The 13,504-nt window shown below is 70.9% G+C and carries 11 protein-coding genes; 5 read left to right on the top strand and 6 right to left on the bottom strand.

What is annotated here, in order from left to right; genetic code table 11:
• Positions 1 to 589: 589 nt before the first annotated feature.
• The gene (locus ACWD3E_RS02620) at positions 590 to 865 is read right to left on the bottom strand and encodes a hypothetical protein (RefSeq protein ID WP_451385701.1); all 276 of its coding nucleotides are present in this window, start codon (positions 863 to 865) and stop codon (positions 590 to 592) included.
• Positions 866 to 1,145: 280 nt separating this feature from the next.
• Here ACWD3E_RS02620 and ACWD3E_RS02615 point away from each other — a divergent pair, with 280 nt between their 5' ends.
• Genes ACWD3E_RS02615 through ACWD3E_RS02595 form a run of 5 tightly spaced genes read left to right on the top strand, consistent with a single transcriptional unit; the run spans position 1,146 to position 7,644 of the window.
• Positions 1,146 to 2,777, top strand: coding sequence for an ABC transporter substrate-binding protein (locus ACWD3E_RS02615; protein ID WP_451386483.1), 1,632 nt, complete (start codon positions 1,146 to 1,148; stop codon positions 2,775 to 2,777).
• A 4-nt stretch (positions 2,778 to 2,781) separates the two neighbouring features.
• On the top strand, positions 2,782 to 3,738 hold the full coding sequence (locus ACWD3E_RS02610) for an ABC transporter permease (RefSeq protein WP_451385700.1): 957 nt from the start codon (positions 2,782 to 2,784) through the stop codon (positions 3,736 to 3,738).
• Positions 3,738 to 5,717, top strand: coding sequence for a dipeptide/oligopeptide/nickel ABC transporter permease/ATP-binding protein (locus ACWD3E_RS02605; RefSeq protein WP_451385699.1), 1,980 nt, complete (start codon positions 3,738 to 3,740; stop codon positions 5,715 to 5,717). Before ACWD3E_RS02610 ends, ACWD3E_RS02605 begins: the two co-directional genes overlap by 1 nt.
• Positions 5,714 to 6,721 carry an oligopeptide/dipeptide ABC transporter ATP-binding protein gene (locus tag ACWD3E_RS02600; protein WP_451385698.1) on the top strand — a complete coding sequence of 336 codons (1,008 nt, stop codon included), beginning with the start codon at positions 5,714 to 5,716 and terminating at the stop codon, positions 6,719 to 6,721. Before ACWD3E_RS02605 ends, ACWD3E_RS02600 begins: the two co-directional genes overlap by 4 nt.
• Positions 6,718 to 7,644, top strand: a complete 927-nt coding sequence (locus ACWD3E_RS02595) for a dihydrodipicolinate synthase family protein (RefSeq protein WP_451385697.1) — start codon at positions 6,718 to 6,720, stop codon at positions 7,642 to 7,644. The genes ACWD3E_RS02600 and ACWD3E_RS02595 overlap by 4 nt, the downstream gene beginning before the upstream one ends.
• A gap of 99 nt (positions 7,645 to 7,743) precedes the next feature.
• Here the strand turns inward: ACWD3E_RS02595 and ACWD3E_RS02590 are convergent, their stop codons facing one another.
• From ACWD3E_RS02590 to ACWD3E_RS02570, 5 genes are read right to left on the bottom strand one after another with little or no spacing between them, the layout of a single operon-like run.
• Entirely contained in the window at positions 7,744 to 8,733 is a 990-nt protein-coding gene (locus tag ACWD3E_RS02590; RefSeq protein WP_451385696.1) for a hypothetical protein, read from the bottom strand.
• 46 nt (positions 8,734 to 8,779) lie between these two features.
• Positions 8,780 to 9,760 (bottom strand): SCO2521 family protein, encoded by a 981-nt coding sequence (locus ACWD3E_RS02585; RefSeq protein WP_451385695.1) that lies wholly within the window; start codon positions 9,758 to 9,760, stop codon positions 8,780 to 8,782.
• 1 nt (position 9,761) lies between these two features.
• Positions 9,762 to 10,742, bottom strand: a complete 981-nt coding sequence (locus tag ACWD3E_RS02580; RefSeq protein WP_451385694.1) for an SCO2522 family protein — start codon at positions 10,740 to 10,742, stop codon at positions 9,762 to 9,764.
• Complete coding sequence (locus ACWD3E_RS02575; protein WP_451385693.1) at positions 10,739 to 11,656, bottom strand: SCO2523 family variant P-loop protein; 918 nt, start codon at positions 11,654 to 11,656, stop codon at positions 10,739 to 10,741. The genes ACWD3E_RS02580 and ACWD3E_RS02575 overlap by 4 nt, the downstream gene beginning before the upstream one ends.
• A 3-nt stretch (positions 11,657 to 11,659) precedes the next feature.
• Positions 11,660 to 13,501, bottom strand: coding sequence for an SCO2524 family protein (locus ACWD3E_RS02570; protein WP_451354535.1), 1,842 nt, complete (start codon positions 13,499 to 13,501; stop codon positions 11,660 to 11,662).
• Between the last annotated feature and the right edge of the window lie 3 nt (positions 13,502 to 13,504).

Here is a 13,504-nt window from a genome sequence, read left to right as displayed (position 1 = left end):
CATGTGCCCGGGCCACCGGTGAACTCGGCCCTGTCGCACCGCCCTTGAAGGCCGCCGTTCCTGAAGGGCGGCCTTCAAGGGCCTCAGCCCATGGGGCGGCAGATGACCTCTGCGAGGATGTGCTGCGGGATGTCACTGCCGTTGCAGGCCCGGGCTTCCCAGCCGAAGGGCGAAGCGCAGTTGATTCCCTCGGCCGCCCAGTCATTCCCGTTCGTGATCGAGTCGGTCGCCAAGAACTGGGCGCGGTCGCCGGACAGGAAGTAGCCAAGCCGGTGGGGCTGCTGGTCCCGCTGGCGCTGTCGGACCGGGGAGTGCCGACCGAAATGGACAGGAAGGGGCCGGGCACACCACCGCCGCTGGTGTCGGCGCCGCCTCCGGTCGCGTAGTAGCCCGCGGGGCACTGCACCCATGCCGTCTGTACCTCGCTCGGGCCCATGCCTCTGGTGCGCCAGTGACCATCACGGGCTGGGACAGAGCCGCAGCACGTGCCCGCCCTGGGGCCGGGTGGGGCCGAGTAGCGCCTGCCTCCGAATCAACCAACAGCGTCTTCCAGTGCCGGGGGCGCCTGGCGTTGCCGGCAGGGCTGCCGTTACCCCTCGGACGCGAGTCGGCAGGCTGCCAAGGCCTCCGTTGCGGGGACATAGACCGCCCGCAGTTCGAAGTAGCAGACCTGAATGCTCACCGGGGTGCCTTCGGCTGCGGTGACACAGGCGTTTTCGACGACCTCAAGATTCGCGCCGGGGTGCTTCTCCAGCACCTGGTAGAAGCAGGCCTGCGGGGTCGCGTGGGCCGCCGGGGCCATAGCCACGGTGCCCCCGAGGGCGAGGGCGAGGCCGCCGAGGGCGGCAGCGAGGCGCTTGAGCATCACGGTTCCTTCCGAACGACAGCGTGATTGTGGTGGCTCATTGCAGCCGATTCGTCACGGAGAGTACACGACCTCTGGCGCAGGATGCCTCCGCAACTCACTGAACACGCGCCGCCATTGGCTCGACCTCTGGCGGCTACGCCATTCGCGCGCGGTGCCTTGACCGCCCCCGAGGCCGCTCCTATGGTCGCGCTACCGACCTAGGACGTAGGACGTCGTACCTCCCCTCCTTCCTCCCCCCTCCCCTCCCGACCTCGCTGGAGGAACCGTGCGCGACGACGTGACCGACGTGACCCACGACGTGCCGGCACCGCGCCGCCGGTCGTTCCTGAAGTTCACGGGGATGCTCGGCGTCGCAGCCGCACTGCCCCCCGCCCTGGCCGCCTGCTCCTCCGGGCCGGAGTCCACGAACGACACCGGCGGCGGAGGCAGCGGCAAGGACCGCACGCTGACCGCGGTGATCGGTTACGGCAACGACGGCAGCTGGGATCCGACGCAGACCGCGTCCGCGTTCGGTATGGCCGCCAACAACCACATCTACGAGGGGCTCCTCGACACCGACCCGATCTCCCGGGCGCCGTACCCGGCCCTGGCCACCGCGATCCCGAGCGACGCGAACGCCACCACCTGGCGGTTCACCCTGCGCTCCGGCGCGACCTTCCACGACGGCAAGCCCGTCACCGCCGACGACGTCGCGTTCGTCTTCGACCGGATCCTCGACCCGAACACCCAGACCCTCGCCAAGGGGTTCTTCGCCGGCTGGCTGAAGGAAGCCAACAAGGTCGACTCCCGCACCGTCGAACTCATCCTCAAGTTCCCCTTCCCCGACGGGCTTTCCCGGCTCACGCTCGCCAAGATCATGCCGAAGCACGTCTTCTCGCAGCCCGGTGCCTGGGACGAGGCGATCAAGGGGAAGGCGATCGGCTCGGGGCCGTACCGGCAGACCGCGCACCACCCGAAGTCGAACACCACCTTCGAGGCGTACGCCGCCTACAACGGCCCCCGCCCGCCCGCCTTCAAGCGCATGAACTGGCTGACGATAGTGGACGCCGCTCCCCGCGTGGCCAAGATCTCCGGCAGCGACGCCGGTGCACAGATCGCCGACAACATCCCCTACGCCAATATCCCGCGGCTGGAAAAGGGCGGGCTCACGGTCGCCGGCGGTGCCGGGATGAACAACCTCTTCATGATGTTCAACACCCAGCACAAGCCCTTCGACGACGTACGCGTCCGGCAGGCTCTCCACTACGCCATCGACACCGACAAGATGGTTCAGGTCGCCCTGAAGGGGAACGGCAAGCCCGCGTCCTCGTTCCTCAACGAAGGCAATCCCGGCTACCGGCGGGCCAAGACCGTCTACGACTACGACCCCGAGAAGGCGAAGGCGCTGCTCAAGGCCGCCGGGGTCAGCGAGCTCAAGGTCAACATCCTGTCCAACAACCTCAGTTGGATCGTCGACTGCCTGCCCACCATCAAGTCCTCCTGGGACGCCATCGGTGTCGAGACCACCCTCTCGCCGCAGGAGACCACGGCCGTCTTCACCAAGATGGACCAGAAGCAGGACTACCAAGTCGTCGTCGCCGCATCCAATCCCAACCAGTTCGGGCTCGACGCCGACCTGATCATGCACTACAACTACGGGCCCGAGAACGTCTGGATGCAGTACACCCGCTGGGCCGGCAACCCCGTCGCCAAGCAGCTCTTCAGGGACATGGACCGCGCCACCCAGGAGCCGGACCCGGCGAAGAAGGCCGCGATGATCCAGGACTACATCGACGTCGTTGCCGAGCAGGCCGTGCTCTACCCCGTCGTGCACAACGAGCTGATGACCGCCTGGGACCCGCGCAAGCTCACCGGGATAAGGGCACAGCCGTACCCGGGCATCAACCTCCTCCAGGCCAAGTGGGTCTGATGGCATGACGGCCGTCGTACGGATCCTGCTGCGCCGTATCGCCCTGCTCGTGCCGCTGCTGCTCGGGATCGTGCTGTTCGTCTTCCTGGTGATGCGGTTCTCGGACGTCGACCCGGCGTCCGCGTTCTTCCAGGGAGCCAACCCGACCCCGCAGCAGCTGCACGACTTCCGGGAGCGCAACGGGCTGCTGGACCCGTTGCCCGTGCGGTACGTCCACTTCGTCGGCGATCTGCTCCACGGCGACCTCGGCACCAGCGCCCTGACCCGGGCGCCGGTCGTCGACCAGGTCACCACCGCGCTGCCGCTCACCCTCCAGCTGACCTTCCTGGGTCTCGCCCTCGCGGTCGTACTGGCGCTGGCGGGCGGGGTCACGGCCGCCGTCTACCGGGACCGGCTGCCGGACCAGGTCATCCGGGTCGTCTCGCTCGTCGGAGTCGCCGCTCCCGGGTTCTGGCTGGCGCTGCTGATGATCCAGTACCTGGCGGTGGACCGGGGCTGGTTCCCGACCGGCGGGTACATCAACCCCGCCGACTCCTTCACCGGCTGGCTGAAGACCATGGCCCTGCCCGCGTTCGCCCTCTCCCTGCCGGTGGCCGCCCAGCTCACCCGGGTCGTCCGGACCTCTGTCGTGGAGGAGCTGGACAAGGACTACGTGCGGACCGCGATCGGCAGCGGGCTGCCGCCACGGGTCGTCGTGGGGCGGAACGTCCTCAGAAACGCCCTGATCAACCCGCTGACCGTGCTCGGACTCCGCGTCGGCCATCTCCTCGGCGGTGCCGTCGTCATCGAGACGATCTTCTCGCTGCCCGGCATGGGCAAGCTGATGATCGACGCCGTGAAGAACGGGGATCCGGCGGTGGTGCAGGGGGTCGTGCTCACCACGGCCGCCGGGTTCGTCGTCGTCAATCTCGTCATCGACATCCTGTATCTGCTCGTCAACCCACGTCTCAGGGCGGCCTGATGAGTACACGCGCGAGCCTCACCGAGCGGCTGTCGCGGCCCGGCGGCGTCCGGCTGCGCGGCTGGCGTCGGCTGCCCCCGCTGTCGAAGGCCGCCGTCTGCTTTCTGGCGGTCGTGGTCCTCGTCGCCGTACTTGCCCCACTGCTCGCCCCGGACGACCCGCTCGACCAGCAGGATCCGGTCGACGGCAGCGGGCACCCGTCCTCCGCGCACTGGATGGGGCAGGACAGCCTGGGCCGGGACCTGCTCAGCCGGCTGATGTACGGCGCCCGCTGGTCGCTCGCGATCGGGCTCGGTGCCACCGCGCTCGCCCTGGTCGTGGGCGCGGTCCTCGGCGCGCTCGCCGCCACCTCCCGCAAGGCGGTCGACGAGACGCTGATGCGCTGCCTGGACGTGGTGATGGCCTTCCCGGGGATCGCCCTGGCCGCCGTGCTGGTCGCGGTCTTCGGTGGCGGGATCACCGTCCTGATCTGCGCGATCGCCTTCCTGTTCACCGCGCCCGTGGCGCGGGTGGTGCGGGCCAACGTGCTCGACCAGTACGGGGAGGACTACGTCACCGCGGAACGGGTGATCGGCGCCCGCACCCCGCACATCGTGCTGCGGCATGTCGCCGTCAACTGTGCCGCGCCGGTGCTGGTGTTCTGCACGGTCCAGGTCGCCGAGGCCATCGTGTTCGAGGCTTCGCTGTCCTTCATCGGCGCCGGGGTCCGGCCCCCGGACCCGTCCTGGGGCAGTGTCATCGCCGACGGCAAGAACATGGTGCTGACCGGCGGCTGGTGGGCGACCGTCTTCCCCGGGCTGCTGATCCTGATCACCGTGCTGTCCCTCAATATCCTCTCCGAGGGTGTCTCGGACGCCTGGGCCGCCCCGGCGCCCCGGGAGACGGAAGCTCCCGAGGACCGCCTGGAGACCCCGCAACCCGGCACCGGGCAGGTGGTCAGGCTCCCGGGGCTGACCGAGGCCGCCCGGCGGCTGCGCTCCCGGGCCCGGCCCCGCCCGGCGCCCGGCGGGCAGCCGGTGCTCGCGGTCGAGAACCTCGCCATCGGCTTCCCGGGCCGGCACCGGGGCGTGGACATCGTGGCCGGGGTCGGCTTCGAGGTGCACCCCGGTGAAGTGCTGGGCCTGGTCGGCGAGTCGGGCTGCGGCAAGTCACTGACCGCGCTCACCGTCATGGGGCTCCAGCCGAAGGGGGCCCGGGTGAGCGGCCAGGTGCGCTTCCAGCAGCGGGACCTGCTCGCCGAGCCCATGCGGGTGCGGCGGCGGCTGCTCGGGCACGAGATGGCGATGGTCTACCAGGACGCCCTGTCCTCGCTGAACCCGGCGATGACCATCCGCGCCCAGCTGAAGCAGCTCGTACGGCGCGGTGGCCGCCGCAGCCCGCAGGAGCTGCTGTCGCTGGTCGGCCTCGACCCGGAGCGCACCCTGCGCAGCTATCCGCACGAACTGTCCGGCGGCCAGCGCCAGCGCGTCCTCATCGCCATGGCCCTGTCCCGGGACCCGCGGCTGATCGTCGCCGACGAGCCGACCACCGCCCTGGACGTCACCGTGCAGGCCCAGGTCATGGAGCTGCTGCTGCGGCTGCGCGAGGAACTGGGGTTCGCGCTGATCCTGGTCTCGCACGACCTGGCGCTGATCGCCGACGTCACCGACCGGGTGGCGGTGATGTACGGCGGGCAGATCGTGGAGACCGGGGTGACCGCCGACCTGATCGAGGCACCGGCCCACCACTACACGCGCGGGCTGCTCGGCAGCGTGCTCTCGCTGGAGTCGGCCGAGGAACGGATGACACAGATCAAGGGGGTCGTACCGTCCCCGGCCGACTTCCCGGCGGGCTGCCGGTTCGCCGGCCGCTGCCCGCTCTCGACCGAGGTCTGCCACACGAACGTGCCCGTCCTCGCGGGCACCCCCACGCACACCGCCGCCTGCCACCACCCGGCCGTCGAGCTGACCTCCACGGAGAGCGAGGAGGCCCTTCAGTGACCGCTGTGGTGGAAGTCCGGGACGCCCACGTCGTCCACAAGGCCCGCAGCGGCGGCCTGTTCACGCGGGACCGGGTGTACGCGCTGACCGGCGCCGCGCTCTCGGTCGCACCCGGTGAGACGGTCGGCGTGGTCGGCGAGTCGGGGTGCGGGAAGTCGACGCTGGCGCAGGTGCTGGTGGGCATCCAGCGGCCGACCTCCGGGTCGGTGTCCTTCCACGGGCGCGATCTGTGGGCCATGTCGCCCGCCGAACGCCGGGCCACGGTCGGCGCGGGCACCGGCATGATCTTCCAGGACCCCGCCACCGCCCTGAACCGCCGGCTGACCGTACACCGTGTCCTGCGCGACCCGCTGGACGTCCACCGGCGCGGCACCAAGGCTGAACGGGAGGAGCGGGTGAGGGAGTTGATGGGGCTCGTCGGGCTCCCCGGGGCCCTCGCCGACGCCCTGCCCGGGCAGCTCTCGGGCGGGCAGCGGCAGCGGGTCGCCATCGCCCGCGCGCTCGCCCTGGACCCCGGACTCGTCGTCGCCGACGAGCCGACCAGCGCCCTGGACGTGTCGGTCCGCGCGCAGATCCTCAATCTGCTGCTCGACCTGAAGGAACGCCTCGGTCTCGCACTGGTGTTCGTCTCGCACGACATCCAGACGGTACGGCGGATGAGTGACCGCGTGATCACCATGTACCTGGGCCGGATCGTGGAGGAGACCCCGGCCGACCGGGTGACCGACGGCGCCCGGCACCCGTACACCCGCGCCCTGTTCTCGGCCACGCCCGGCCTGCTGGACCCCATCGAGCCGATCCCGCTGACCGGCCCGGTGCCCTCGGCGACCCGCCCCCCGAGCGGCTGCCCCTTCCGCACCCGCTGCTGGAAGGCGGACGAGTTGTGCGCCGCCGCGATGCCGGACTTCTCGGCCGCGTCACGGCCCGGACACCGCTACCGCTGTCACCATCCTGTGAGGGAGGACCAGTCGACCCGAGATCTAGCCGCCAGGAGTCCTGAATGACCTTCCCCACCCCGCTCACCGGTGTCGTACCGCCCGTCTGCACGCCCCTGACACCGGACCGCGAGGTGGACGTGCCCTCGCTGCTCAGGCTCGTCGACTATCTGCTGGAGGGCGGGGTGCACGGGCTGTTCCTGCTGGGCTCGACCTCGGAGGCGGCCTTTCTGACGGACCGGCAGCGCAAGCGGGTCGTGGAGACCGTCGTGGGCCATGTGGGCCGGCAGCTGCCGGTGCTGGCCGGGGCCATCGACATGACTACCCCGCGCGTCCTCGACCACGTCCGCGCCGTGACGAAGGCGGGCGCGCAGGCCGTCGTCGTCACCGCCCCCTTCTACGCCCGCACCCACCCCTCCGAGATCGTCCACCACTACCGCCGGATCGCCGCCGCCAGCCCGGTCCCGGTCATCGCCTACGACATCCCGGCCGCCGTGCACAGCAAGCTCCCCACCGACGTGGTGCTGGGGCTGGCGGCCGACCGGGTGCTGGCCGGGATCAAGGACTCCAGCGGGGACCTGGGCGCCTTCCGGGGGCTGGTCGCCGGGGCTCGCGCGCTCGCCGGGTTCAGCGTCCTGACCGGCTCCGAGGTGGTCGCGGACGCCGCGCTGGCGCTGGGCGCCGACGGGGCGGTGCCGGGCCTGGCCAACGTCGACCCGCACGGCTACGTCCGCCTCTACCGGCTGAGCCGGGCGGGTGACTGGGCGGGGGCGCGGGCCGAACAGGAGCGGCTGTGCGCGCTGTTCGGGCTGGTCGGCGTCGGGGATCCGGCGCGGATGGGCGGCAGCTCCTCGGCGCTGGGCGCGTTCAAGGCGGCGCTGCACTTGCGCGGGATCATCGACTGCCCGGTGACGGCCGAGCCGCAGGTCCCGCTGTCCGGCGAGGAGGTCGAGAAGGTCGGCAAGTTCCTCGCGGCGGCCGGACTGCTGTGAGCCGCCAGGCCCTGGTCGCCACTGCGCCCGCCGCTCGCCCCGGACCCCCGCGCGCGGGTTCGGGTCGAGGTACGGCGGACGCGGTTCGGGACCTTCGGTTCAGGTGCCGGTCGGCTCAGGGCCGCCGCGCAGCGTCCGGGTGCTGTCCGGGACGCCGTTGGGGCTGCCGCTCGGGCTGGCGTTCCACAGCTCGCCGAAGCGCCTGATCCGCTGCTGCACGTCGTCCTCGCGGGCGTTCACCGTCGTCCAGGAGTTCACGCTCAGCTGGTCGACGCCGATCTCGTAGGACAGCGCCCCGTCGAAGACGATGAAGTCGATCATCTTGCCGCGCTGGACGTACAGCGGGAGCTGGGACAGGGCCACCACCCGCACCTCGATGCGCACGTCCCGCTGTTCCTTGCAGATGTCCGCCAGCTGGGGGATGTCCGCGGGATCCCTGACGATGAACAGGCGCCTGACCTTCACACCTCGCTCGTCGATCGCTTTGCGCTGGGCCTCCAGATAGCGGCCGGCCGGTTCGGTGCTCCAGAAGTTCTGGTCGACGGAGGTGCTGATGGCGTCGATGCTCTTCCTGGCGCACTTGGTCAGGCCCAGCAGCCAGTCGTGGTTCTCCCCGGGGCATTCGGCGCTGAGGTTGGTCAGGTCGTCCATCTGGAGGGCGAGCCGGTTGATCTCCTCGCGTGCGAAGTCGTGCAGGATCTGCGGGCCGATGGAGACCACGTGTGTGGCGCTCTCGGCGAGCCGGGGCACGCCGTCGTCACGGAGCTTCTCCACCTCGTTGAAGAGTTTGGTGGCCCGGCCGATGTCGACGAAGCGTTTCTCGACGGAGCTCTTCAGATCGCCCAGCTGGTGCGCGAAGGTCACCATGAACTGGACGATCAGCACCGCGCCGCCGCACAGCACGGACAGGACCAGCTGCCACATGTCGTCGGCCGTCGGGGCCAGTACCGTGCTCAGCACGTACACCACGCCGCCCGCCACCGCTGTGACGAGCAGCTTCTGTATCAGCTTCCACGCGACATCCTCCCTGCCGCGGTCGTCCCTGTCGTCGTACGCGGTGTGGCCGCGTGGTGTGATCGTTCCGGTCATCTCGCTTTCTCCCCCCGTCGGGACCGTGTGGGTGAGGGTTGTTCGGTCAGCGGGCCGCCAGCGCCTCGTCGCTGCGGGGCAGCAGCGCTCTCAGGGCCATCTGGTCGCGGACGCGCTGCACCAGGTTCTGCCACTGGCGGGTGAAGCCGGGGCGCTGCTCCAGCGTCTGCCACAGCGGTGCGAGCGCCGGGTCGACGCGGGCCCTGGGCATCCAGACGTGCAGCAGGTGTTCGACGAGGGGGCGCAGCACCTTCAGGGCGGCGGCCCCGTCCGCCGTTGCGAGCGGCAGGCCGTCGAGCTTGTGTCCGACGGTCGTGAGCAGCCAGTCGTGCAGGGCCAGGTCCTCGCAGAGTGCGGCGACGGTGTCGGGCGTGATGTCCTCGGGTACGCGCAGTTCGGCGGTGCGCAGGCTGTCCTCGTCGTCGACGGTGAAACTCACCAGGCGGGCCGGTGTCCCGGCGGGTGCGGGCAGGGCGGCCCAGCGCAGCCGGGTGCCGGAGGTCCGCAGCGGGGGGTTGTGGTCGAGCAGCCGGTGCTGCCGGGAGATCCGGGCCAGCAGACCCTCGGCGATGGAGCCGATGTCGAGCAGCTCCGGGGCGTGGGGGTCGTCCAGGAAGCCTTGGGCGACCGCCTCGCGCGGCAGGCGGCCCACGGGGACCAGCACGCCGGGGCGGACCAGGTAGTACCCCCACGGGCGGCGCCGGTCGGGTCCGGTGGCCGGAGCGGAGAAGTACGCCGTGGCCTGGAGCACCCGGCCCTCGGTGAGGGCGGCGCGGGCCGCCACGGTGCCGATCGCGCGGACCTTGGCGCCGCTCGCGGTGGGCAGCCGGCAGTCCACGCCGGTGAGGAGGTCCGGGGAGAGCGCGTGCAGGTTGGGGCGCCGGGAGAGGCGGACTCGTTCGTCGGGGCGCAGTTGCAGCAGCCGTTCCGCGGCGCGGGCGCCGACGGCGTCGCGGGTGGGCAGCAGGCAGGTGCGGACCTCGCCGCACATCAGGGCCGGCCCCGCCGACCGCGCCTGGGCTCCCATGTCACAGCCCCGGCGGGAAGAGGTAGGAGGTGCGCGCCGCGACGTCCTCCGGCACCGTGAGCTCTTCCCGCTCGGCGCGCTCGACGACCTGGCCGACGGCGCGCGCGTCGACGTGCACCTGTTCCAGCACGACCCGCACGGCGTGCTCCACGGGCAGGAAGCGGGTGGGCAGGACGCTGCACGTGTAGTAGGCGGTGAAGGACGGCGCGGAGGGGTTGAGCCGCAGCAGGGGCGGCAGTGCGTCCCAGTCGTCGGGGAAGGCCTTCTGCTCCCACGGGGTGGGGGTCATCACGGGCCGGCCGTCGTCGCGCAGCAGTCCGAGGCGGGCCAGTTGCCAGACGGCGGCGAGGAACGCGCAGGACCAGGTGCGGTGTTGGCCGGCGTCGTCCCACAGCTCGACGTCGACGAAGACGGAGTGGCCGCGGGCCCCGGTCTCGCTGGGGGGCTGCCAGGCGCCGTCGGCGTCCAGCGCCGAGGAGGTGCGCCGGGTCGGTGCGCGTCTGCCGTTGGTGAGCCATCCGGTGCGGCTGACGGGCGGACGGAAGCCGTTGCTGCCGGGCGGCGGGGACTCCACCAGCCGGTGCATCACGGAGTCGGCGAGGCCGGGCCGGTCCGGGCGGGCGGGGTCGGTCAGGGCGCATCCCGACTCGCGGGCCAGGTAGTCGATGGTCAGCCCGGCCCGCTCGGCCGCTCCCAGCAGGATCGGTAACAGCTCGGCGGGGGTGGACAGCCGGCTGAAGTAGTCGTCGATCAGGAAGCAGGTGCTGATCCGGGGCCGGTTGCCCGTCGGCAGAGCGGCGGTCCAGGCGCGGGCGGTCTCGGCCCAGGGGCGTACGGCGGTGAAGTGGCGCACCAGCCGTTCGGTGCCCTCGGCGAAGTCCTCCATGTACAGGTGGCCCAGTTCCAGGGAGAGATGGGAGAAGGGGAGGGACGCGGTGACCGGGTCGGCGCTGGTCTCCCGGAAGGCGGCGGCTTCCGTCACAGTTGCCCCCAGTACTTGTCGTCGGTCAGCCGCTCCGCCAGTTCCACCAGCGCCTGCCGGGTCTTGAAGTTGGCGATCTTGCTGTCGAGCACGTCGTCGTCGGTGATGAGCTGTTCGCGCATCTGGAGCACGGGTTCCAGGGGGACCGATCCGAGGACGCGGGACTTGCCGATGTCCAGGGTGGCCGCCAGTTCCTCCAGCTTCTTGGTGCACTGGCGCATCCAGGCGTACTGGGCCGCCGGCATCTGCGCCCACTGCGGTGACTCCAGATCGGGCACGGCGGCCCGGACGAAGCGGACGGCGCCGAGAAGTGCCGTCCGGTCGTGCCCCATGGCCATGCCGTGGGACACGATGCCCTGCCGGCCGAAGACCAGTTCGGCGGCGGCCATGACGTGCTGCCGGGTCCAGCGGTGGTAGAGGAGCCAGCGGGCGGGGATGCGGCGCAGTTCGTCGCGGGCGGTGGCGGCCAGTGCCAGGTCCATGGCGTAGCTGCGTCCGGCGCTCAGGTCCACCACGATCAGGTCGAACTCGCGGTGCAGGCGCAGGAAGAGGTCGACGCAGCGGTGCAGGTTCTCCTCGTCGGTGACGAACTCCCCGCCGCCACGGTCGCCGGGCAGCAGGACCAGGCGTCCGGAGCCGCTGGGGCGGTCGCTGAGGACGGGGTGCTCGGTACGGCTCCACACGTCGACGCGCAGCGGTTCGCCGGTCTTGCCCTTCAGGTAGGAGTGCAGGCCCCGGCTCTCGGCCTCCGCCTTGACGTTCGGGGTGTCGAAGACGGCGGTGGCGGTGGGTGAGCCGAAGTCGAAGTCCAGGTAGCAGACGTCGTCGCCGTCGAGGGCACGGCGGTAGGCGAGATTGGCGCTGGTGACCGAACGGCCGGTGCCTCCCTTGTCGGAGGCGGCGAAGACGAGCACGGCTCACACTCCCTGGCGCCCGGCGGCCCTGGCGCGGGCCAGGGCGTCGAGCCTGCCGAGCACGCTCAGGGCGAGTGCGCAGGACGTACCGGGCTGGGTGTCGAGCAGGGCGCGGGCGCGGCGCAGGTCGGCCTCGATGCCCTTGAGTTCCGCGCCCTCCTGGCTCTTGGCGATGGGGGCGGGCTGTTCCATCTGCTCGGTGCCGAGGAGGTGGGTCGCCTCGCTGAGCAGGGAGCGGGCCAGCGCCGCCGGTTCGGGGCTGCGGATCGGTGCCTGGGTGTAGAGCTGCTGGGCGGCGACCATGCACTCGGTGACGCGTTCGGTGATGCTCCAGGACAGCGATCCCGGGCGGGCCGGTGAGTCCGGGTAGGCCGCGTGCACGTTGTCCCACAGGCCGACGCCCTCGCCGTCGGGGATGCGCCGTGCCCACAGGTGGTCGAGGGTCTGTTCGGCGAGCCGGAGCAGCCGGTCGTGCGCGGCGATGTTCCGGGACAGGGCGCACAACTGGATCACCCGCTTGAGCAGTTGGGCCGAGAAGTCGGTCATCGTCCACCGCATGGGCGGGCCGAGGGGGTCGTCGGACTGGAGGGGCAGCGCGACGCCCGGGTTGTGCAGCAGGACCGCCGGGTCCTGGCGGGTGGTGCTGGAGGTGATCCGGCCGCGTTCGGCGAGGCGTTGCATGACGCCGACGGTTCGGGTGAGGTCGTCGTCGGTGGCGCGGCGCCGTACCAGGTCGTGGACGAGGATGGAGGCTACGGAGAGGGAGAAGTACTCCGATTCCAGTTGCTGGCCCGTGGTCCGCCAGGGGATGTCCTCCAGCGGCCATCTGTCGTCGTCGAAACGCGCGATGCCCGACCAGTACTGCTGGGTGATGGTCCAGCGCAGGCGCAGCGCGTCGGCGAGCTTCTGCTGCTCGGGGTTGAGCAGGCCGAGGACGAGGGTGCGGTCGGAGAACAGGTCCTGGATGCCGTCGAGGGCGACCACGGTGAAGTACAGGTACGGCACCCCGCGGGCCACGCCGTCGGGCTGGTCCCCGATCGTCTCGGCGGTCTCCACCTGGGGTGCGCCCTTGACCAGGCTCCAGGCCCAGCCGCATTCGAAGAGCCGGTTCTCGTTGCCGAGTTGCTCCTCCACGTCGACGCCGAGGACGACGCTCTCGCGGATGACGGCGCGCAGCGCCCGGAAGCGTTCCTGGAACTGCTGGAGGACCATCCGGTCCGGTGTGCGGCCCTGGCCGATGAGTCGGCACAGCGCCTGGCCCTGCGGTGACTCGACCTCGTAGACGTCGACGGTGAAGGATCTCAGCAGGCTGACCATGGCCGCGGTGAGGCGGTCGCTGGTCGCGCTGCGCAGTCTCTCGATGAGCTGGAGCGTGCCGGACCGCTCGGTCTTGGTCTGGTAGACCTTGAGGAATCCGAGGGTGGCCAGGCACAGGGTGACGGACAGGCTGAAGGAGTCGACGACGCCGAGGGCCCGCTGTTCTTTGGTCAGTTCCTGATCGGGGTCTTCGGCGGTGAAATAGTGTCCGCCGGAGAAGGTGGGGGTGTCGCCGGACCGGTGTTTCTCCATGAACTCGGTGAGCGCCCGGACCAGGCTCTCCGGGATCTCCGTGGCGTCGCCGACAGCCTTCAGGGATTTCTCGACGTCCGGCTGTGTGGTGTCGGGCGCGTCCAGCCGGAACGCGGGAACCTCGGTCGCGGGGTACAGCAGGCACAGCAGCCGTTCGGCGTCGGCCACGCTGCTGAGGCCACCCCATTCCCCCCAGTCCCATACGCCGTCCGGATACAAGTGACGAGCGATCGACTGCCAAATGGACAGAAGATTCTGTCTGGGTTTGATCTGCATCCC

The sequence above is a fragment of the Streptomyces sp. NPDC002676 genome, assembly GCF_053592455.1.
This window is presented reverse-complemented; position numbering and strand designations above follow the sequence as displayed.